Source organism: Bradyrhizobium sp. LTSP885 (genome assembly GCF_000938305.1).
Classification (GTDB): Bacteria; Pseudomonadota; Alphaproteobacteria; order Rhizobiales; family Xanthobacteraceae; genus Bradyrhizobium.
The window spans coordinates 187,742-209,421 of record NZ_JYMT01000006.1 but is presented as its reverse complement, the minus strand read 5'-3'; the positions used below and the strand labels follow the sequence as shown (position 1 = coordinate 209,421).

Sequence of the window (21,680 nt, the reverse complement as noted above, 5' to 3'; positions counted from 1 at the left end):
TTTCCAATCACGAGATTCTGTTTATGGTGAATGGGCCTCTGGGAGAGGAGCCGCCCCCGGGGCAACCTCACACAACTCTGGATAGGGATCGATGAGCGAAAGAAAGATTCGCAATATGGAAGACTTTGCACGGGCCAGCGGCATTTCTCGTCCGACAGTCTCCAAATATTTTAATGATCCCAGCAGCGTACGCCAGACGACGCGCGGACAGATTGAGCGTGCGCTCCGGGAGTTCGACTACAGGCCGAACTTATTTGCCGTGAATTTAAATCGACGGCGACCGAAGAACATCGGCGTGATCGTTCCGCACATATCGGACCCTTTCTACGCTGGTCTCGTTCAGCAAATCGAGACACGGGCGTTGCAGGAAGGGTATTGGGCCATCGTGCTGAGCTCTCAGGGAGACAGACAGTTGGAAGAGAAGGCTGTTCAGACACTTCTCGCGCTTAAGCTTTCAGGCGCCGTGATGGCGCCGTTGGGTTTTGAATCGGATCCTGGCCTGATCGACAGTCTTCGCGACAGGATGCCGCTTGTCTTCATGGATTCGCGGGTCGGGCACGAAACACCGTTCGTAGGCACGGATAATCTTCAGAGTGTCTCTTTGATGGTCGCGTATTTATGCCGAACCGGGGAATCCCCATGCTACCTGGATATGCCGCCGGTCAATCGCAACGCGATCGAACGCAAGGACGCTTACATTGCAAGCATGCAGCGTCTCGGAAAGGCACCGATCGTGCTCGAAATCTCGGCGCGAAGCTGGGAGTTCGAAGCCATCGGTTTTGAAGAGACGAACAAGATCCTGGACGGCGCGGGATTTCCGACGCGGACCGTGCTCTGCGCGAACGACCGAATCGCGTTCGGCGCGATGGCGGCCGCTTATCAGCGCGGAATGCGGATCGGACGGGAAAACGATTGCGACCTGCGGATCGCCGGTCATGACGACCATCCACTAAGCCGATATGCCTGTCCAGCCTTGACGACAGTTTCTCAGGACTATGCGCAGATCGCGCGCACGAGCCTGGATATATTGCTGCAAGAAATACAGGAGGAGGACGAAACGGCGGCTAAGACGGAGCGCGCGGAGGCCACGCTCCTCGAAGCCAAGTTGATCATGCGCGAATCCGCCTGAGACATTCGGAAACCAGCCCGAGTTTGTCGTGCCGAGCAGAAAGACAGAGAACTGGTCAATGATACCACTGCCGTGGCGTCGCTTGCTGCTACGGCCGGGATGCGGACAGCTCTTTGCGGCCCATCGCTCTAGGCTCCCCAAGGGCGAACATCGCGTAAACGCGCATGCCCAATGCGCAATGGCATCAACAAACTTGATATGGCTTGCCGGAACCTTCGGAGTTTCTCCGATCGATCTCTAATAGCAACAGAGACGCGTCTAATGCGATGGAAGTTCGCTTAGTGGAGCTCACTACGGCCTGAAAGGTGTGATATCCCGGTCGACCCTATACCGGCCGAGGAACATTCGGATTGCTTCTTCGATAACTACTTTATCCGGCGGTATTTCGAGGATCGCAGGCCCGATCGCCATGACCCTTGGCCAAATGATAAATTCCTGGATCAGCCCTAGGAACTGATGGGCCGCGAGTTCAGGATTCTGGCACGATAATTGTCGATCCTCGATCATCTTCTCGATACATACGACGAAGGCCCGGAGGAGGGGCTGTTTGCCAAGACGGTAAAACTCCTGCCCGATCCATGGAAGCCTTCTGGATTCCGAAATGACGAGACGCGTAAAAGCGATCTGATCGGTGTCAGAGACGAATCGGAAAATCGCATCCGCAAAGCGATTTAAGATAGCCTTTGGATTCTCCAGGACGCGGGCCTTGTGCAGATTAGAAAAGATATCGTCCCTGTTGATGCTCGCCCAGTGAAATTCGATCATGGAACGAAAGACGGCTTCTTTGCTTCCAAACTGATTGTAAACCGTTTGACGGGAGACGCCGGCGGCCTCCGCGATACGCTCCAGATTTACGCCATCATAGCCTTCCGCCAAGAAAAGCCGCTTTGCGCCGATGAGAATTGCATCAGCGGACGACTTACCTGACGGACGACGGGCGCGTCGTGCGGACGATACGGTGCTTGCCTTCACGTGCCATTCCGTTCCGCGTCGGGGTTTAAATTGACTTTACGATCAAGTATATAGCGGTTCGAGCTTTCGGGCATCCCTGTGAGTTTGACGAGATGCCGTTCTAGCTCAACTATCAGCCCGGATAGCCTGGTTTCATTGATCTGCTGCAAAGAAATACCTATTGCCATCGCCAAAATTAGACTGTACTGTAAAGTATAAATTGAGCAAGGCTGTCATGAACGATCCGACGACGGTGCAGACATTCCAGGTTGGAGATCTCACGATCTCTCGCATTCCCGAGACGGTACTGTCGGGGTTCGCGCCGCAGGCTCTATTGCCTCGCTGGGATGCCGAACAGGTTCAAGAGCACCTGAATTCGCTGATGCCGGGCTCTCTCGATGAGGCCGGTCGGCGCGTGATCCTCAGCACCCATGCTTGGCTGGTCAGGTCGGCCAGGCACACGATTCTGGTCGATACCGGTATCGGCAACGACAAACTCCGCCCGAGTCCTATGTTCCATCAGTTGAGGACGCCGTTCCTGGCTCGTCTTCAGGAGGCGGGTGCTTCATCTGACGACATCGACTTCGTTCTGCTGACGCACCTTCACACCGACCACGTCGGCTGGAATACGCAACTTGTCGAGGGGCGGTGGGTGCCGACCTTTCGCAACGCTCAATACGTCTTCTCAGGGATCGAGTACGAAGCGCTTAACGTGCTATCGCAGTCCGGCGCCGATCCCCGAGGCTTCTTCGAGGACAGCGTAGAGCCGGTCGTTGCGGCCGGACAAGCCAGGCTCGTTGATCCAGGGCAGTCGGCATTCATCGACAACCTCGTGCTGCATCCCACGCCCGGTCACAGCATCGATCATTGGTCCGTCAGCATGTCCTCGCGTGGCGAGACTGCGTTCTTCGCCGGCGACGTGATGCATCATCCGATACAGGTCTATCAGCCGGCGTGGAGCTCGGTCTTCTGTGCCTCACCGGAAGACGCGCAAAAATCACGCATGTGGGCGCTCCAATTCGCGGCCGACAACGACGCTCTGCTTTTCAGTTCTCACTTTCCCGAAAACTCCGCGGGGCGGATTCGTCGCCGCGGTAGCGGATACAGCTGGCAGTTCGCTTGAAATTTAGTGACGACGGGGGATTCATGCACAACGAAAGCAAGACCGGGAATTCCAAGGTGCGCCTCGGCTGGCAACTATCGGCGGTCGTCTGCGGACTTTATTTTTGCTTCCTGCTCGCCGGTATCGCCGAACCGCAACTTCTGGCGACGCCTCTGTTTGCCAAAGGGGCCGTCAGTCTGGCGATGGTGTTCGCGATTGTCATCATTGTCGCATGCGCGGGCTTGACCGGATATTACGTTTTAAGGACCAGCACATTGCAGGGGCTGATCATAGTTTTCACTGCCGGAGCGGCGTTTCTCTCGGATGCCGGGAGCGCCCATGCCGCCCAGGGAGCGCCAGCAAACGATACCGCCAAGCTCTTGTTCTTCGCCATCCTGCTTCTTTCACTGGGCATCACCTATTGGGCCGCCCGCCGTACGCGCTCCACGAGTGATTTCTACTCCGCCGGCGGCACCATCACGCCGCTTCAAAACGGGCTGGCTCTTGCCGGCGACTATTTGTCCGCCTCGGCGCTGCTGGGATTGACGGCCTTCATCTACACGACGGGTTTCGACGGCGTCGTCTATGCCCTGGGATTCGTGGTGGGTTGGCCGATCGTCGTCTTTCTGGTGGCGGAGCGTTTGCGCAATCTCGGTAAATATACTTTCGCCGACGTCGTAGCTTATCGGCTTTCGAGACGGCCGGCCCGGATATTTGCTGCGTGTTCGACGTTGATCGTCGTGACCGTCTATCTGCTGGCGCAAATGGTCGGCGCTGGCCAATTGATCCGGCTGCTTTTCGGCCTGGATTATACCCTCGCGGTTGTCATCGTCGGCGCCCTGATGATCCTCTACGTCACCTTCGGCGGGATGGTCGCGACGACCTGGGTGCAGATCACCAAGGCGGTGCTGCTGCTGGGCAGTGCCTGCATCGTGAGCTTCCTGACGCTTGCGCAATTCGGCTTCGATTTCGGCGCCCTGTTGGGCAAGGCTGTGTCTGTCGATTCCAGGGGAAGCGCGATTCTGGCGCCGGTCGCCATGGTGAAGGATCCCGTATCAGGGCTTTCCCTTGGACTGGCCCTGATGTTCGGAACCGCCGGGCTGCCCCATGTCCTCATGCGTTTCTTCACCGTGAAGGATGGCGCCGCAGCGCGCCGCTCGGTGTTCTGGGCGACATTGTTCGTCAGCGCCTTCGCTCTTGTCGCGATCGTGCTGGGCTATGGTGCGATCGCGTTGATTTCGGGCGATCCCTCATACGTCGGCAGCAGCGGTGCGGTGATCGGGGGCGGCAATATGGTTGTTCTCCATCTCGCGCATGCCGTGGGTGGGGAAGGGCTGCTCGGGCTGATTTCCGCGGTAGGATTTGCGACCATTCTTGCGGTCGTGGCCGGACTGACGCTTTCGGCCGCGACGTCCGTGTCGCATGATCTCTATGCGAATGTCTTCCGGCTCGGCAAGACTGACGACAATCGCGAGATGTTCGTCTCGCGTGTCGCGACGGTCGCTATCGGCGTTGTTGCCGTCGCGCTGGGCATCGGATTCGAGCAGCAGAATATCGCTTATATGGTCGGCCTCGCTTTCGGCATCGCCGCCAGCGCGAACTTTCCCGTATTGCTGCTGGTGATGTATTGGCGCGGACTGACGACCCGCGGCGCGATCGCGGGTGGGATCGTGGGCCTCGGCGGTTCGTTGGTGCTCACGATCCTTGGGCCTGCGATATGGATCAAGGTGCTTGGGAATGCCGTCGCGGTCTTTCCGTATGATCCGCCGACCGTCTTTACCATGCCGTTGGCTTTTGCCGTGTGCTGGCTGGTGTCAGTGCTCGATACCTCGGCACAAAGCAGCAAGGACAGGCTGGAGTTTTCTTCCGACGGACGTGCCGATGTGGATTTGCCTCTCGCTGACATGCCTCTCCTCGATGTGCCGCGATGACGACGTTTGCCGCGTCGATCCCCTCCACGACCCCATCAGCAGTGAGAGTGAGACTCATGAACGACATCATCGATCCCAGCGCCCGACGCATCGTCGAAGCGGCGCGCAAGGCCAAGGCCGTTTCCGAGGCCACGTTGACGCCGGCCGAAGCGCGGGAGAATTTTCGTAATTCACGCCGGGCACTTTCGCCAGAACCGCCCGCGGTCGCGTTCGTCGACGATCTCAAGGCGCCCGGCCTGGCCGGCCATATCCCGTTGCGGCTGTATCGCGGTGCCGGGACCGACCTCGACGCTGACCTCCCGGTATTTTTGTTTTTCCATTCCGGTGGTTGGGTATCAGGCGACCTCGATACGCACGACGTCGTTTGCCGCTCCATCGCGACGGTCGCGCGCTGCGCGGTGATCGCGGTCGATTATCGCCTTGCGCCCGAACACCGTTTTCCCGCCGCCATCGACGACGGCTGGTCGGCGCTCACGTTTGTGGCGAGCCAGGGCGCGAGCCTCAAGCTGGATACAACGCGGATAGCGGTGGGCGGCGACAGCGCCGGCGGCAATATTGCGGCGACCCTTGCGCTGATGGCCCGAGATGCCGGAGGGCCGCGGCTTTCTCTCCAGGTGCTTGCGTACCCTGCGACCGATTTTTCCACGGAACATGCTTCGTGGGCCACGCTTGCCGATCAGCCGCCGCTGACCCGCGATCGGCTGCGCTGGTTTCAGAAACAATACCTTCGCGACGAAAGGGATCGTCGGGATTGGCGGGTTTCGCCGCTACTTACGCCCGACCTCAAAGGGGTTGCTCCTGCCTTCGTCGCAACCGCTGGCTTCGACCCGCTGCATGATGAGGGTGAGGCATATCTCAAGCGGCTTCTGGCGGCCGGTGTGCGCGTCAGGTCGCGCCGCTTTGGTGGCCAGATCCATGGCTTCATCACTATGGGAAAGGTTGTCCCTGAGGCGACCACGTTGATCGGCGAAATCGCCGCAGCACTTGATTGGGCGTTTCAAGTGGACAAATCACGGAAATGACCGTTTCCGGATGTGTTGAGTTTCCATCGATCGACGGACACCGCAGCCACCGGGCATCATGGGCTAAGCGTCGAATCCGTCAAATGGCCACCATCACTGAATGTCGGTATCATGGTTGTCACCCCACGATCCATTTTAGTGCGACGGCGTCTTACCTTGGTTTGAAGTACATTTATCGAACTCACTAAAAAATGGTGCTTCAACGGCCTGAGAAAGCTTAAGGTGCGGAGGCCTAATATTGGTCCAGTCCGGATCGTTATATTGGTGCGCCAACAGGGACTTCAGTCCGGGAATCAACGGCACGGAAGTAATCACCTTTCGCAGGGCGCTAAGTGCTGTTTGAGCCGCCTCGCCGGCGGGATTAGCCCGGTTGGCGTATACCTCTGCGTTGAGTTTGCAGGTCACGTTAGAAGCGGCAGTGATGCAGCCAGCCCCTCCGATGCTAAGCAGACTATGAAGATGACTATCGTCGCCGCAATAAACTTCGAAACCTTGTTCTGCAAATTGGTGAACGTATTCCGACGTATTTGCAAAATCGCTACTGCTGTCTTTGACGCCTTTCACCACACCCGGATAGGCCTTAAGCAGACGCCGGATCAGGTCGACGCTGATTGGTACCATCGATTGCTGTGGAAAGTGGTAAAGGTAGATAGATGGTGGAGCGCCAATTCGTTCGATGACTTCGCTGAAATATCGGAAGAGACCGTCATCGCTTGGATTTTTGTAGAAAAAGGGCGGCAGAGCTAAGACCCCTCGACAACCGAGGTCTCTCGCCTTCGAAGCGAGTTTGACCGTATCAGTTAACGCCGTGGTGCCGACGCCGGGCAATAGGCGCTCCGCCGGGATGCCGCGCTCGACTAGTCCTTCCATGACATATATTCGTTCCGCGATTCCGAGGGAATTAGCCTCGCCGGTCGTGCCAAGGATGCCCAACCCGTCGCAACCGTTGCGCAAGAGCCAATTGCAATGGTTCGCCATGCGTTCGAGATCGATCGAAAAATCCTTCATCATCGGCGTCGCGACGGCGGCGTTCACGCCCCCGTAGAGGGTCTTTTCGGCGCTATTTTGAATGCTCAATTTGTCACGCCTTCGTTCTTCGGGCCAAGGAAATCAATCCTTTGTTACAAATTTGTAGCGCAAGATTCAGAATACGGTATACTGAAACTCCTCGTCAGGCGCAACAGTCGTTGGAGGCGAAAAATGCATCGCGGGATGTCAACGATGGCCTTACACTTGCGATCAAGTTGAAGCTTCGGCTTTGGTGGATCGTATTTTTGCTTTGGACGGGATCAGATCGCTCGGGAAGGATCTGCAGTAGCCACTGTCCGTCGGGGAAACTAGTGGGCACGAACAACAGGATTTAGTAACGCGACTGTCGCAACGGCGACAGCCGCAGTTGGTACTCATGAAACAACGTTGGTCGACGGCGGAGTGTTCTTAAGCGTACCCTGAGGCGTGGCCATACTTAGGCGATTGACGAGAGTAAGGAGCCGGAAGGAAGCCCTTTTCTGGGAGCCAAAGGTATTCGGTCGATACCTGCCGGAGAGCCGCATTGACTTAGAGTTTCCTGGTTGGATTATCTAGAGTAGAGTCGTCGTTCATGATCACGTGCGAACTCATTCGTGTTGGAGTCGTCGGCATCGGCGCTATCGGCGCCGACGTGGCCCAGCGATTGGACGCTGGTGTACCTGGTCTCAAGCTTGTCGGAGTTGTCGGCCGAAATCCAACTGCAGCGGGTCAAAAAGTTGATTCGCTCAAGCTAAATGCGAAGATCGCGAGCGACTTGAATGAGCTTATCGATTGGTCGGATGTCATCGTGGACTGTTCGACGGGAGCGACGTTCGACGCGATCGCTCGGGCGGTGCTTCAAGCAAGACGGACGATCATTACCGTCAATAGCACTGCACTTTTAAGTCATCCCGACCTCCTTGAATTTGCCAAGCGTTCCGGCGGCCGACTTTTGGTAGCCACGGGGGCGACTGCGGGACTCGACGGAGTCGTCGCTGCTGCAGAGGGGGAGATTCGCAGTGTGCGTATTGTTCAACGCAAGCCGCCGCGCGGACTGGCGGGAGCGCCGTATATTCGCGACAATGGCATAGAGATCGAGGGCCTCTCACATCCGTTGAAGGTCTTCGAAGGAAATGCTCGTGAGGCGGCGAGAGCTTTTCCCCTAAATGCCAATGTGATTGCATCGCTCAGCCTGGCGGGTATGGGTCCGGAACGAACCAGAGTTGAGATCTGGGCGGACCCAACACTGGAACGCAATGTACAGCACTACGAAGTTGAGGCCGATGCCGTTCGGTTCAGCGTGACTGTCGAAGGCGTGCCTGACCCGCTCAACCCCCGCACGAGTCGTTTGACTTCGCAGAGCGTGATCGCGACCCTGCGAAGATTGGCAGCGCCGGTCCAGATTGGGACTTAGTGTGAAATCCGCAAAGTGTTTCTTTAGAGACCAATTTCGGTCCGATTGGGGTAGCGATGGCTAAATGGGATCCGGGTCAGTATGGCCGATTTGGCGATCAACGTCTTCGACCGGCATTAGACTTATTGGAGCGCGTTCCTCACAGCGACCCGAGGTCTATCTGGGATCTCGGCTGTGGCACGGGTAACGTGACCCAAATCATTTGCCAACGATGGCCGAACGCGACGGTGGTCGGAATGGATTCGTCCGCGGAAATGCTCGCGAAAGCAAAGAGCATCAGCAACGTTACTTGGATTGAGGGGGACATCTCCAAATGGGCTCCCCCAGAAGCAACTGACCTCATTTATTCCAACGCAACTCTGCACTGGCTTCCGGAGCATCATCTCTTGTTTCCGAGGCTCGTTCGACAATTGCGCGCCGGTGGCGTACTTGCCGTGCAGATGCCGAGAAATGGGAAGGCTTCGTCGCACCAGGCAATATTGGCAGCGGTCGAATGTGGTAGTTGGCGCGAAGCATTGGAGCCGGTTGTTGCTTCGATGCCTATGACGGAAGACCCGAGTTCGTATTATGCTTGGCTAAATGATCTAGTCGGCAAGCTCGACATTTGGGAGACCGAGTACCTTCACGTCCTCGAGGGTGACAACGCCGTAGCCGAATGGACGAGAGGGTCCGTCCTAAAGCCATTTCTTGACGCACTTGCTCCGGACCAGCGAAGCGAATTCTTCGAGGAGTACGCAGGGCGTGTGAATCTTGTATACCCCAAGCAATCTGATGGTCGGACACTGTTTCCGTTTCGGCGTTTGTTTCTCGTCGCGCAGCGTTGAAGGCGGAGACTGGGCGCTACAGGGCTATGTCGTCCGAAGACGTCTTTTTGCCACTGCCGCCCGACGCTCGGTGGCCGCGGCGTTACGCTTTGGAGCACTCACGACGCGCGCTTCATAGGCATCGACGACCGCCGTCATATCTTCGGCCGTTTGGCGGAGATGCCGTTGCATTAGGTCGGACGCCCGGGAGCCGTTGCCAGTGCTGAGAGCGTCGAGAATATCGCTGTGAAATTTTTGCGAATTCCTTAGGTGATCGGCGTACGCTTGCGTCTCGTCACCCTTCTGAGCTTGGACCAGCAGCGAGGAGCGATGGAAGAGGATCAGTCGCTGCAGCGACCTCAGGAGTCGGACGAGATGCTCATTGCCGCAATACTTGAGGATGGCGGCATGGAACGTTGTGTGCTCCTTCGCGGCACCTGCGTAGTCCCCTTCGTCGATTTGGACCTCTGCCGTCTTTATCGAACGCCGCAACTGGTCGATCGTAGCAGACGGCAGCCTTCCGGCCGTTTCTTCGGCCGCAAGAGCCTCAAGTGCGGCACGGCAAGCATAAAGGTTGGTCAAGTCATCTGGAACTGTTTTGCGGACCATATAACCAGCGCCGACCGGAACGAGAACGCCATCCTGCTCCAGCTTGCGCATCGCTTCCCGAGCAGGTGTTCTACTCACCTTAAACCGCTTGGCTAGTTCGATATCCTGCAAGCGATCACCAGGGGCGATCTCTCCCGAGATAATTCGATCCCATAGAACCTCATAGATCTGTTCGAACAAGGGGCGGCGTGTGACCTTTGAACTCATGACCCCTCGATATGATCTGCGCTGTCGAACATAGTTTGATGAGCTGTACCAGGGTGGCGCGAAGTATTCACGCGTTCCGGTAGGCTACCCCTTTCATTGTCTCAACGGGAATCCGATTCGAAGTACCAGTGTAAGGGCAGTTGTTGCGGTGACAACTCTCGCCCCGAAGGGGCGAGCTTCCGCTTTGGCCATTCGTCCTGTTTCCGTCTGGCTTTCCGACTCGGTCCACCGCCATCTCCTGAATCCTTGCAGAGGCTGATAAGCACTTCGCGACCTAGCGAACAACGTTCATCGCCGACACGAATCCGTCACGTGGTTAAGTCCAACGCCTTATAAATCCTCCATTATTTTCGATATAAAGCTCAAAAATCGTATATTTTACAATGACCTCTTGACAGTGTGGCAGTATACCGAATACCAAATTGGTGTTCAGTGCTCTCGCAAAGTCTTGATTTGATTTTGCGGAACACCGTTTGTGAAAGCGCAGCTGGCCCCTCGCTCGACGAGAAGCCAGAGTGGAGTGGGTATGCTCACGAGAATCCCATGCATCCTGATGCGAGGAGGCACGTCGAAAGGCCCGTACTTCGTGGCCAGCGACTTGCCTCCGGAGCGGAGCTTGCGCGATCGGGTTTTGTTGGCGGCAATGGGTTCGCCTCACGCCCGCCAGATCGATGGAATCGGCGGCGCCGAACATCTCACCAGTAAAGTCGCAATAGTCAGCCCTTCGAAGCATCCAGGTGCGGACGTCGACTACTTATTCGCTCAGGTCGGGATAACGGAAGCTGTTGTCGATACGACTCCGAACTGCGGAAACATTCTAACCGGTGTAGGGCCGTTTGCCGTGGAGCGTGGCCTGGTTAAAGCGGCGCATCCGACGACGCGGGTTCGCATTCACAATGTGAACACTGGAGCGTTAGTCGAAGCGATCGTCCAAACACCGAATGGCATTGTCGAATACGAGGGGACCGCATCGATCGATGGCGTCAACGGTTCGGCTGCGCCGGTCGGTCTCATGTTCAGAAATATCATAGGCGGCAGTGCGGGAGCGATGTTTCCGACCGGGCGCCCGCGCGAGGACATCGATGGTGTTCCCGTGACCATGATGGACGTCGGGCATGCCATGGTTTTCATGCCCGCCGCGTCGCTGGGCGTGACGGGTTATGAGACGAAGCCTGAGCTTGACGGTAACAACGATCTCCTGGCGCGTATCGAGGCAATTAGGCTAGAGGCCGGCCGGCGAATGGGTCTTGAGCCCATGAAGGCATTACTTCCGTTGCCGACACTTATTGCGCCACCCCGAAGGGATAACGGCACGGTCACGGCGCGCAATTTCTTGCCGCACACGCTCCACTCAGCGCACGGCGTTACACAGACCATTTGCACGTCGTCAGCTTGCGTTGTCCCCGGGACCATTTTCGATGATGTCCTGCGGCCTGGCTCGCGCTCCAGTCACGTGGTCATAGAGCACGTAAGTGGGGTTATCGAGGCGGATGTGGAGACCGAGCGGGATTCCGACGGCCAAGTGAGGCCAATCGGCGTGGCGGTCGATCGAACGTGCCGCAAGTTGTTCGAGGGCTTTGTCCTTGTACCAGGCTCTGTTTGGGACGGACGGCTCGAAAAAAAGTAGCCGTCGACGGAATGTATTTTTTTGTGGCGCCGCGAAGTTTCGCGATCGTCAATCATGTGGGAAGGCGAGAAGGAAGATTTTGATGAGTGAATCCGCAGAGAAGCGCATCGAGCAGTTGAAATTGGAGTTGCCTAAGCCAAGTGCGCCGACCGGCAATATCGCGCCCTACGTGATTGCGGGTCCGCTCGTTTTCCTGTCGGGGCAATCCACAGTTTGGAACGGCGAGGCGCGTTTCCTGGGATCTGTGGGACGAGAATTCAATTTGGACCAAGCGAAGGAAGCCACCAAGCTTTGCGCCCTCAATTTGCTGGCTCAGTTGCGGGTCGCGTGTGGCGGTAATCTGGACCGAGTTGCTCAGATTATAAAGGTCACGGGCTTTGTGCAGGTGGCGGACGGATTCAAAGAAATTCCGCAGGCCGTTAACGGCGCGTCCGACCTGTTTGTTGCCGTGTTCGGAGAGAGTGGCGTGCATTCCCGAACCACCGCTGGAGTGAGCATGCTTCCTAGAGGCTCGGCTGCGGTTGTGGAAGCGATAGTATCGCTCAAATAAGGATCGTTCTCGTGATTCAGGTCTGGGGGCGCCGAAGCTCTGGAAACGTCATCAAGGTTATTTGGTGTCTCCGCGAGCTCGACCTTCCCTTTCACGTATGGGAGGTCGGTGGAAGGTTCGGTCAGACGAAGGAGCGTTGGTTTCTCGAGTTGAATCCCAATGGCCTCGTACCCGTTTTTCACGACGATGACGGATACGTGGTCTGGGAGTCCAACGCGATCGTGCGTTATGTCGCGGCGAAGTATGCCATGGGAACGCTATGGCCTGATGAATGTCGCGCACGGGCCGACGCCGACCGTTGGATGGATTGGCCACTTCTGGTCCAGCCTCACATGACGAACCTGGCCGCTGGTCTTGTGCGCTCTCCCGAGCAGCGACGGGACGCCGTCCAGTTAAAAGAAGCACGGCAAGCAGCCGTTGCGATTTGGGCGACGCTAAATGAGCATTTAGTCGGACGCGAATTCGTAGCGGGTAAGAACTTTACGATGGGGGACATCGCAATTGGTCATTTGGCTCACCGGTGGTTCAACCTGGACATCGATCCGCCCGAGATGAGGGCTCTTAGCCGTTGGTACGAGCGTCTCACAGAAAGACCTGCCTTCCAGGCAGAGATCATGAATGCATGCGCGCGCCCCGCGAAAGCAGGCCCTGCGTTTAGGACAAGCCGCGTCGATCGATCGTTTGATGTTCCAAGAGCAAGGGGGCTTGAGCAATCCGCATTCGATGGATTGTAGGTTTGTGTCGGTTGTCACCACGGCTGCCGAGAGGTTGGGCACGGTCTGCCTAACTCTTCGTATTGACGTCACATTTCGATCGCTGCTAGGGGCTTTTGTCGAGTTTCGTATTTAGATATCGAAGTCTCTATAATAGAAACTAACGGAATCATGAGAAGGGCACCTCGGAAGTAATTTCCGGGGAGGGGGATCTGTTGTCTGTAAACACTTGGGGGTTAATCATGGATATCTGTCGGAAGTTGGTTGCTTCATCATTTCGAGCTTCTGTAGCAGCGTTGCTGCTATCGACCTCTGCTACTGCACTCTTCGCGCAGGACAGTTCGGTTCAGAAAGAAATCTCTGAACTCAAAGCGCTGATCAATGCGCAAAACGCACAAATCGACGAACTCAGGGCTGCGGTCAAAGATCAGAAGACAGAGACCCGCAAGACAAAGGAAGCGATCAAGGTTGTGGCCGAGCGCCCAGTCGCTCCACCGCCATTACAGTACAAGACGCCGGCGCCCGCCTTCGACAAGAGCTGGACTTGGGGTGTGGTGAAATTCACGCCCGGCGGATACATCGCCGCCGACAGCGTATTTCGGACGCGCAACGACAGCTCCGACATGGGAACCTCGTTCACAGGAATTCCAACTCTGAATAGTCCGCTCGCGCATATGAACGAACAACGCTTCTCGGCGCGAGGTTCGCGCCTGTCGTTACTCGCGGAGGCGCCGGTAAGTCCGTCGATGTTCGTGACCGGATACTACGAAATGGATTTTAACGGTGGCGGTACGACGAGCAACTACACTCAAACCGATGGCTGGACACCTCGAATTAGACAAGCGTTCGTGAACGCCGATTATCTGGATAGTGGCTGGCACGTGCTGGCGGGACAGGCCTATTCTCTGGTGACGACCAACACGAAGGGCATCACGCCGCGCAACGAAGATATCCCCCTGGTGATCGAAAACAACGACGTCGCTGGTTTTGCCTACGCTCGTCAACCGGGTATTCGGATCACCAAGGACTTCGACAAGACTTGGTGGTTTGCTCTGTCGGCCGAAGAATCCGCAACGACGTTCGGCGGGACTGGTTGCAATAACGTCGTAGCTAATTCGTCCGCTTTGCCTGCGGCGTCTGCCACCAACTTTGGTGCGGCTACCGGGGTTGCCGGCATCTCATGCCTTGCAACCGGCGCCTCCGGCTACGGCCAAACAGGTCAGAATCAACAATTATCCATCAACCAGATGCCCGACATTGTCGGCAAGGTCGCTTATGAAGGGAAGGTCGGAGATCGCGACATACATATCGAAGCCTTCGGCGCTTATCGTAACTTCTACGATCGGGTGAATTACGGGGCACTCACTGCAGCCGGCTTTGCTGGAGGGTCGACAAACCAATCGACCAGCGGTTATGGCGTCGGCGGTGCGATCGTGGCGACCCTTATACCGAAGCTGCTCGATTTCCACTTCAGCGGTCTCTACGGCGAAGGGATGGGTCGCTATGGATCCACCACCTTACCAGATGCGACGCTTGCGACCAACGGCGCCATTACGCCTCTCAAGAATATTGATCTCTTCGGCGGTTTGGTTCTCCATGCGACGCCTCAGATCGACGCTTATCTCTACGGCGGTATCGAAAAGACAGCCGCCGCTTATGGCTTGGGAGGAGCGACCGCAACTAATCCAGGAGGTTACATCGGGTATGGCGTGCCAACGCTGAGCAATGCCGGTTGCAATATCGAAGGCGGGACGTGCGCAGGTGTGACCGGCGACATCTGGGAAGTGACGACCGGTTTGTGGGACAAGCTTTATGAAGGTCCGTGGGGCAACATTCGCGTCGGCGCCCAATACCAGTACGTGAGGCGAGATCTACTGCCAGGCCTCGGTGGCCTAAAGGCCTCTACCGACGACAACATCGTCATGACCAGCCTTCGATACTATCCCTTCTAGGACGATCTCTACACGGCAGCGCATGGCCCGCGCTGCCGTGATTTGTTATCACTAATCAGAACGCTCGCTTCGTTTCGCCTAGGATTGGAATGGACCAGAACTGCGCAATACCCCTTCGCATAATCGCGCCTTCGGATGAGTCAGCCGAGGCGCGCGGAGTTTTTCGATTGACGGGTCGTTGCGGCGGTGGCAACATTCGGTCTCTAAAATCGAAAGTGAGGTTGCTGACTGTGAAAATGGAATCTGGACCGGGCGGCTCGCAGACCGTCGATCGGGCGCTTGTCGTATTGAAGATCATCGCTTCCGAGAATGGTCCGGTCTCTCTCGAAGAGGTCGTAGAGCGTTCTGGTTTGCACAAAAGCATCGCCTATCGGCTCCTCCGATCTCTCGAGAACGCTGGCTTCATCGGGCGCGGCCCGACAGTCGGCGGTTACACGCTCGCGGCGACGTTCCTGTCGATGAGCGTGCTCGCTGTATCTCGGATGGACATCCGGGGCCGCGCGCGACCTCTGATGGAGGAGATCAGTTCCCGTCACCGTGAAACAGTCTCTCTCCACGTGCGCAGCGGTGACCTTCGCGTATGCGTGGACGTAATCGACGGTTTGCACGCCGTTCGCCGAGCCGTACCGATCGGAGAAACCCTTCCGCTCTTTGCGGGAGAGACGGGTCGGATGCTGATGTCCGAACTTTCCGAGACCGAGCTCTCTCCGCTCATGGCTGCGGCCGCCAAAGCCAACCAAAATCCGGACCGAATTCGCGCTGACATCGTTCGGGCTCGGCAACAGGGTTATTTCATCGGCATCGGGGTGCGCACTCCCGATGTTGGTTCGGTGTCGGTCCCAATCTACGGATCCGTCGGCATCTTGGGGGCTGTGACGATTTCGGGACCTGCCAGCCGATGGAATCGGGCTGCAATGAAAGCTGCTCTGCCTTCGATCCTTTCGAGCATCGCGGTCGTATCGGATACCTTAGGGGGCGGCGCGTCGCTCGCCCGGGGAACCGAGGCCAAGCGAACCTGAGAATTTAGACGCGCCGCGAAAGTCGCGCTGGCGCTTAGAGACATGGAGCCAAGGATGATCACTCGCATACCCGCAGTCATGTACAGGGGAGGTACCTCAAAGGGGCCGCTTTTTCTCGCGTCCGATCTCCCGAACGATCCGGGCGGCATATTGGATCGGGTCATGCTTGCGGCGATGGGATCCCCGCACCCCCGCCAAATCGACGGCATTGGTGGAGCAGAGTCTCTCACTAGCAAAATCGCAATCATATCGAAGTCTGCACGGTCCGACGCCGACATCGATTACTTCTTTGTCCAGGTAAATCCTGACAGCCCAATCGTTGACTATGCTTCTAACTGCGGCAACATGTTGAGTGCGGTCGGGCCGTTCGCCATCGAAAATGGATTGATTGCCGCCGGCGATCCTACGACCACGGTCAGGATCTATAATACCAACACCGATTCCGTCATCATCGCGGAACTGCAAACTCCAAATGGTACCACCACGTATGAAGGCGATGCCGCGATCGACGGCGTCAATGGAACCGCATCTCCTGTAAGACTGAACTTTGTCAAGAGTGTAGGAAGCAAGACAAAAAAGCTGCTCCCGACCGGGAAGGTTCGCGAAATAATTCAGGACGTCGAGGTCACGTTAATTGACGTCGCGGTTCCGATGATGATCGTTTCGGCGGCGGCGGTAGGTAAGCGTGGAAACGAAAGCAAGCCAGAACTAGATGCGGACAGGCCGCTAATCGCGCGGCTCGAAAAAATGCGCAACGAAGCCGGCCGTCGAATGGGTTTAGGCGATACGTCGAACCTCGTCATTCCAAAGCCGGTCATGGTATCGGCTCCGACCAAGGGGGGAGTGATCGCATCCCGCGATTTCGTACCGTACAATTGCCACGCGACGCACTCCGTCACAGGCGCAATGGCGTTGGCGACGGCGTGCATTTTGCCGGGAACGGTAGCCAGCGACCTTGCGGTGCTGCCCAAATCGCAGGTGAAGAAGATCGCGATTGAGCATCCAGGTGGAGTGATCGAGGTTGAAACGGAATCGGTCGGATCTGATCTTGCGGGTTTTGAACTTAAGCAGGCATCTCTAATTCGGACATGCCGAAAGTTGTTCGAAGGTTGGATCTGCATCCCCAGCAGCGTCTGGGATGGCAAGACCGGTCTTCAGAGTCCGTCACGCGCGGTCGCATAGGTTACGCCGACTGAACCAGAAGAGACCTGGCAAGAGTAAGGAGTAAGAAATGCCGATACAGCGGTTCGAACAGTCGGCCAAGTTCGTCAAAACCGTGCTGCACAATGGTGCCGCCTATCTGGCCGGTAGGCGGCCGCGCTCCGATCGTTACGTGAAGAGTCTATCCGATCTTCTCAGCGTCAACTCGGTGTGGGAGTGCTGGTTCCCCCCAAGGCCAGGCGCCGTCGCGACCGTTCATGCAGGTAACGCCGATGTCTTCGCTCTTCGCGGTCCAGATTAGGATCGTCGCTGCCATTTAGCGGTAGCGCACAAGGCCACATGGAATTCACGCGGATCAAGCGTCGAAGCTGGATCTCAGGAAGAAATGACAGTGCTGACAAGCGACGTAACTTTCCAACCAACGCGTTCGGGCCCAGTCTCATGAGGGTAGACACGGCCATCAGTTCGATGTGGCGCTATCGTGACGCTCTATCGCTCGACGATATCGATCGTTGCGTCACGATGGGGGAGGGTTGGACCCCTCTTTTGGACGCGCCTCTAACTGCCAAGCGGCTTGGTTGTGATCATTTACTGATAAAGGACGAAAGTCAGAATCCGACCGGGTCGTTCAAGGATCGTAGCGCGTCCTATACCATTAGTCGGCTGAACGGCGGCAACGTCGAGGGTATTGTTCTGAATAGCACCGGCAATGCAAGCGCAGCGTTCGCGGCTTATGCGAGCAGAGCCGGAATGAAATGCGTCTGCCTGGTTCCGCGCGACGTCTTGGAAGCTAACATCCTTCAGATCCAATTGACGGGTGCAGAACTCGTCTTGGTCGACGATTGGAGCACAGTCAGCAGAATGTCTGACGATATCGCGAACGCGAGAGGGCTGAAGAACATTTCTGCAAATCGAACGCCGTTCCGGGTCATCGGTAAGACGAGCCTTGGCTTCGAGATTGTAGAGCAATTGGGCTGGCGTTTCCCAGAATACGTGGTCTGTCCGACAGGGGGGGGCACTGCTCTATTGGCGCTCAAGCAAGCGTTCGACTGTCTGAAGGAAGGCGGCGACGCCCAAGGCGCGATTCCTCGGTTGATCATAAGCCAATACCAGGGGTGTTCGCCGCTCGTTGAGGCATTTCGTGCCGGACAAACAACAGTGCAGCGTTGGGATCGAATTGATACCCCGAGAGGCGGCATGAGGACCCCGTCGCCGAGTTTGGCTCCAGCGGTCTTGGATGCGATCTCTACGGGCGGCGCATATGCAATCAGTCCGAACGCCGCAAAGCGGGCGCTCCAACGGCTTGCCAAGGACGACGGGATCCTCGTCGGGCTCGAAAGCGGAACGGCACTGGCCGCGCTCGAAGCCGGACTCGGCTTCGGTGAAATCTCCGCCCGTTCCACAATTGTGATCGTCAATTCGGCGAGCGCGCTGAAGTCGGACTTGGCGTTTTCCTATTGTAGCCCTGAATTTCCAAAGCTGGAGACGTAAGATGAGAATCATCGGCTTATTGATCGTCGTGACGTGCTTTTCGGCCGGACAGTTCGCTCGGCCCTGTCTCGCCGAAGATCTCACTGGGACACTGAAGAAGATAAAGGATACGGGTACCGTCACCTTGGGAACCCGTGAATCCTCCAAGCCGTTTTCATATCTGGATCAAGACAACCAGACGGTTGGCTTCTCCGTCGACGTTTGCCGGAAAGTAGTCGATAAAATCAAGATCGTTACAGCGTCCCCTGGTCTGAAGATCAAATATCTTACCACGGCGCCCTCAGCGCGTATTCCGCTGCTGGCAAACGGGACGATTGATATGGAATGCAGCACCACGTCGATGTCGCTATCGCGCATGCGCCAAGTCGGCTTCTCCTCGCCGTTTTTCGTGGTCGGAGCGAGGATCCTTACGAAGACGGACTCCGGGGTTAAGGACTGGGAGGATCTGAAGGGCAAAGTGATAGGTGTCCCGCAAGGAACGAATGGCGAGAAGACAGTGAAATCTCTTGTTGAGACGCCACCCTTTAAGGGGACTGAGGTCATAACGTTTCCCGATCATGCGGCCGGCGTACTGGCGCTCGAGACCGACCGCATCGATGGATATGTCACCGACGATGTCGTGTTGTTGTCGCTTAGGGACGACGCTCGTTCAAAGAATCAATTAGCGGTCGTAGGGCGTCCGCTGACCTTCGAGACATATGCGATTGTTATTCGGCGAGACGATCCGGATTTCAAGCTCGTCGTGGATACGGCGCTTGCGGAACTCTACCGCTCAGGCGAGATCCACGACATCTACAAAAAATGGTTCGGGCCGCTCGATGTTCCGATGAGCGAAGCGAACTCGTACGTATACAAGATCGGCGGGATAGTGCAGTGAATTATCATTGGCACTGGTCGATCCTCGTAGAGCAACCATATTTATCCTGGTTGGCGCACGGGCTCGCCGTCACGCTCACACTCTCCGGACTAGCATGGCTAATCGCGCTTCCTTTGGGAACCTTGATAGCCGTGTTGCGAACCGGCCCTTGGAAGATCGGCAGGGTGATCGGCGCGTGCTATGTTCGGGTGTTTCGGAACGTGCCGCTAATCGTACAGATGTTCCTCTGGTTCTTCGTGTTTCCGGAAGTGGTGCCAAAAACCTTCGGCTTCTTCCTGAAGCGGCAATTGCCCTTCCCGGAGTTTACCATGGGGTTGCTTTGCCTGAGCTTCTATAGCGCCTCCCGTCTTGCCGAGACGATCCGGTCGGGATTGGAAACAGCGGGCTCAGGGCCCAAAAACGCCGCACTCGCTTCCGGATTGAGCTACGTCAAGACATACCGCTTCGTTCTATTGCCGATGGCATTCCGGCTCGTCATTCCTCCGCTCACATCGGAGTTTTTGGCGATATTCAAGAATTCATCTGTTGCGTTGGCAATTGGCGTCCTGGAGATCACGGCCGAGTCGCATCAGATCGAGAGCTTCACCTTCCAGGGATTTGAAGCCTTCACTGCGGCGACCGTACTATATGCGCTCATCTCCTTGATGTGTCTTATTCTTGCCGGGCTCTTTAAGCGCTACCTTTCGAACGCGGGCGGCCTCGGAGCGGAGGTCGCTATCAAATGAGTTCGTTTGATTGGACGGTAATCACGCGGAATGTACCCTGGCTGTGGGCTGGCATGCAGCTAACTCTGTTGCTGACCGCTCTTGCGGTGGTCGGCGGCATAACAGTCGGTGTGTTAGTTGCGATTTGCCGTCTTAGTTCGTGGAAGCCGCTTTCGCTCTTAGCAAAGATTTACGTAGACCTGTTCCGTTCAATTCCGCTCGTTCTAGCGGTTTTTTGGTTCTACTTTATGGTTCCGATCATAACGGGTCAGCCGGTGGGGCCGTTTTATTCCATTGTGATCGCGTTCACCTTCTTCGAAGGAGCTTACTTTTCGGAAATCGTTCGCGCCGGCATTCAGGGAGTTAGGCGGGGACAATTGTCTGCTGCGCTCGCGACGGGGCTGACCCACTTCCAAGCGATCCTTCATGTGGTGCTGCCTCAGGCAGTTCGTAGCATGTACCCACTGCTCGTAACGCGATCAATCATCATTTTTCAGGACACCTCATTAGCATTCGTTGTTGGCCTCACGGACTTTCTTACCTCGGCCAACATCATTGCTAACAGGGAAGGCCGTCCCATCGAGATCTATTGTTTCGTAGCCCTAGTGTACTTTGTTGTGTGCTACGCGGCTGAGCTCGGACTGGATCGGACAACAAAGAGGGTGACGCGATGATCATGATCGAAGCAGTCGACAAGTGGTACGGTCAGCTACAGGTACTGTCCGAGTGCAGTGCATCGATCGACCAGGGTGAAGTCGTGGTCGTTTGCGGGCCGTCCGGCTCCGGTAAGAGTACGTTGATCAAGTGCATCAATGGTCTCGAGGAGTTTCAGAAGGGACAGATTACGGTTGATCGCGAGCCGATCAAGTCGGCCAGTACGAACATTTACAAGCTTCGTTCCAAGGTCGGAATGGTTTTCCAAAATTTCGAGCTTTATCCGCACCTGACCAGCATCGAGAACATCACCCTGGCACCCATGAAGGTACTCAAGCGATCTCGCGAGGAATGCGTTCAGAGGGCGAGGAAGTTACTCCAGCAGGTAGGGCTTTCCGCTCACGGTGAGAAGTATCCGTCGCAGCTCTCGGGCGGCCAGCAGCAACGTGTGGCCATTGCGCGGTCTCTAGCGATGGATCCGATAGTCATGCTGTTCGATGAGCCGACATCGGCTCTCGACCCGGAAATGATCAACGAGGTGCTTGACGTAATGGTCGACCTGGCGAAGTCGGGAATGACGATGGTGGTAGTTACGCACGAGATGGGGTTCGCCCAACGGGTCGGGAGCCGCGTCATTTTCATGGATGCGGGTAAAATAGTCGAGGATCGAAAGTGTCCGGACTTCTTCTCCAACCCTAATTCCGACAGGGCGAAAGCCTTCCTGTCGAAGATCGTCAAACACTAAGAAACCAACCG

At 56.6% G+C, this 21,680-nt stretch carries 20 protein-coding genes; 17 read left to right on the top strand and 3 right to left on the bottom strand.

What is annotated here, in order from left to right; all coding sequences use genetic code 11:
- Positions 1 to 91: 91 nt before the first annotated feature.
- Positions 92 to 1,129 (top strand): LacI family DNA-binding transcriptional regulator, encoded by a 1,038-nt coding sequence (locus UP09_RS05670; RefSeq protein ID WP_044537054.1) that lies wholly within the window; start codon positions 92 to 94, stop codon positions 1,127 to 1,129.
- A gap of 291 nt (positions 1,130 to 1,420) precedes the next feature.
- Here the strand turns inward: UP09_RS05670 and UP09_RS05665 are convergent, their stop codons facing one another.
- Positions 1,421 to 2,101 carry a TetR/AcrR family transcriptional regulator gene (locus tag UP09_RS05665; protein WP_044537053.1) on the bottom strand — a complete coding sequence of 227 codons (681 nt, stop codon included), beginning with the start codon at positions 2,099 to 2,101 and terminating at the stop codon, positions 1,421 to 1,423.
- Positions 2,102 to 2,315: 214 nt separating this feature from the next.
- On the opposite strand from UP09_RS05665, the gene UP09_RS05660 reads away from it, so the two are divergent.
- From UP09_RS05660 to UP09_RS05650, 3 genes are read left to right on the top strand one after another with little or no spacing between them, the layout of a single operon-like run.
- A complete protein-coding gene (locus UP09_RS05660) occupies positions 2,316 to 3,203 on the top strand; it encodes an MBL fold metallo-hydrolase (RefSeq protein ID WP_044537131.1) in 888 nt (295 codons plus the stop codon).
- Positions 3,200 to 5,113, top strand: coding sequence for a cation/acetate symporter ActP (gene actP / locus UP09_RS05655; protein WP_245301760.1), 1,914 nt, complete (start codon positions 3,200 to 3,202; stop codon positions 5,111 to 5,113). The genes UP09_RS05660 and actP overlap by 4 nt, the downstream gene beginning before the upstream one ends.
- Before the next feature lie 56 nt (positions 5,114 to 5,169).
- Positions 5,170 to 6,135, top strand: a complete 966-nt coding sequence (locus UP09_RS05650; RefSeq protein WP_044537052.1) for an alpha/beta hydrolase — start codon at positions 5,170 to 5,172, stop codon at positions 6,133 to 6,135.
- Between the two features lie 135 nt (positions 6,136 to 6,270).
- Here UP09_RS05650 and UP09_RS36765 read toward each other — a convergent pair whose 3' ends face one another.
- Positions 6,271 to 7,212 carry a dihydrodipicolinate synthase family protein gene (locus UP09_RS36765; RefSeq protein WP_082069989.1) on the bottom strand — a complete coding sequence of 314 codons (942 nt, stop codon included), beginning with the start codon at positions 7,210 to 7,212 and terminating at the stop codon, positions 6,271 to 6,273.
- Positions 7,213 to 7,735: 523 nt separating this feature from the next.
- On the opposite strand from UP09_RS36765, the gene UP09_RS05640 reads away from it, so the two are divergent.
- Positions 7,736 to 8,557, top strand: a complete 822-nt coding sequence (locus tag UP09_RS05640) for an aspartate dehydrogenase (RefSeq protein ID WP_044537050.1) — start codon at positions 7,736 to 7,738, stop codon at positions 8,555 to 8,557.
- A 56-nt stretch (positions 8,558 to 8,613) separates the two neighbouring features.
- Positions 8,614 to 9,381: a methyltransferase domain-containing protein gene (locus UP09_RS05635; protein WP_044537049.1), complete on the top strand. Its 768-nt coding sequence runs from the start codon at positions 8,614 to 8,616 to the stop codon at positions 9,379 to 9,381.
- Between the two features lie 24 nt (positions 9,382 to 9,405).
- Here the strand turns inward: UP09_RS05635 and UP09_RS05630 are convergent, their stop codons facing one another.
- Positions 9,406 to 10,176, bottom strand: a complete 771-nt coding sequence (locus tag UP09_RS05630) for a GntR family transcriptional regulator (RefSeq protein WP_044537048.1) — start codon at positions 10,174 to 10,176, stop codon at positions 9,406 to 9,408.
- Positions 10,177 to 10,702: 526 nt separating this feature from the next.
- Between UP09_RS05630 and UP09_RS05625 the strand changes: the two genes are divergently transcribed.
- The 11 genes from UP09_RS05625 to UP09_RS05575 all read left to right on the top strand — a co-directional run bounded on the left by UP09_RS05625 (position 10,703) and on the right by UP09_RS05575 (position 21,669).
- Entirely contained in the window at positions 10,703 to 11,803 is a 1,101-nt protein-coding gene (locus UP09_RS05625; protein ID WP_044537047.1) for a 4-oxalomesaconate tautomerase, read from the top strand.
- An 82-nt stretch (positions 11,804 to 11,885) separates the two neighbouring features.
- Complete coding sequence (locus UP09_RS05620) at positions 11,886 to 12,353, top strand: RidA family protein (RefSeq protein WP_044537046.1); 468 nt, start codon at positions 11,886 to 11,888, stop codon at positions 12,351 to 12,353.
- 11 nt (positions 12,354 to 12,364) lie between these two features.
- A complete protein-coding gene (locus tag UP09_RS05615; RefSeq protein ID WP_063840130.1) occupies positions 12,365 to 13,087 on the top strand; it encodes a glutathione S-transferase family protein in 723 nt (240 codons plus the stop codon).
- Positions 13,088 to 13,308: 221 nt separating this feature from the next.
- Positions 13,309 to 15,018 (top strand): hypothetical protein, encoded by a 1,710-nt coding sequence (locus UP09_RS05610; RefSeq protein WP_156164469.1) that lies wholly within the window; start codon positions 13,309 to 13,311, stop codon positions 15,016 to 15,018.
- Positions 15,019 to 15,248: 230 nt separating this feature from the next.
- Positions 15,249 to 16,037 carry an IclR family transcriptional regulator gene (locus UP09_RS05605; protein WP_245301762.1) on the top strand — a complete coding sequence of 263 codons (789 nt, stop codon included), beginning with the start codon at positions 15,249 to 15,251 and terminating at the stop codon, positions 16,035 to 16,037.
- Between the two features lie 42 nt (positions 16,038 to 16,079).
- A complete protein-coding gene (locus UP09_RS05600; RefSeq protein ID WP_349643906.1) occupies positions 16,080 to 17,219 on the top strand; it encodes a 4-oxalomesaconate tautomerase in 1,140 nt (379 codons plus the stop codon).
- Between the two features lie 318 nt (positions 17,220 to 17,537).
- Positions 17,538 to 18,689, top strand: a complete 1,152-nt coding sequence (locus UP09_RS05595; RefSeq protein ID WP_082069987.1) for a pyridoxal-phosphate dependent enzyme — start codon at positions 17,538 to 17,540, stop codon at positions 18,687 to 18,689.
- 1 nt (position 18,690) lies between these two features.
- Positions 18,691 to 19,566, top strand: a complete 876-nt coding sequence (locus UP09_RS05590) for an amino acid ABC transporter substrate-binding protein (protein ID WP_052832974.1) — start codon at positions 18,691 to 18,693, stop codon at positions 19,564 to 19,566.
- Positions 19,563 to 20,291, top strand: a complete 729-nt coding sequence (locus tag UP09_RS05585; protein WP_044537041.1) for an amino acid ABC transporter permease — start codon at positions 19,563 to 19,565, stop codon at positions 20,289 to 20,291. The genes UP09_RS05590 and UP09_RS05585 overlap by 4 nt, the downstream gene beginning before the upstream one ends.
- The gene (locus UP09_RS05580; RefSeq protein WP_044537040.1) at positions 20,288 to 20,944 is read left to right on the top strand and encodes an amino acid ABC transporter permease; all 657 of its coding nucleotides are present in this window, start codon (positions 20,288 to 20,290) and stop codon (positions 20,942 to 20,944) included. Before UP09_RS05585 ends, UP09_RS05580 begins: the two co-directional genes overlap by 4 nt.
- Positions 20,941 to 21,669, top strand: a complete 729-nt coding sequence (locus tag UP09_RS05575) for an amino acid ABC transporter ATP-binding protein (protein WP_044537039.1) — start codon at positions 20,941 to 20,943, stop codon at positions 21,667 to 21,669. Before UP09_RS05580 ends, UP09_RS05575 begins: the two co-directional genes overlap by 4 nt.
- The last annotated feature ends 11 nt before the right edge of the window (positions 21,670 to 21,680 follow it).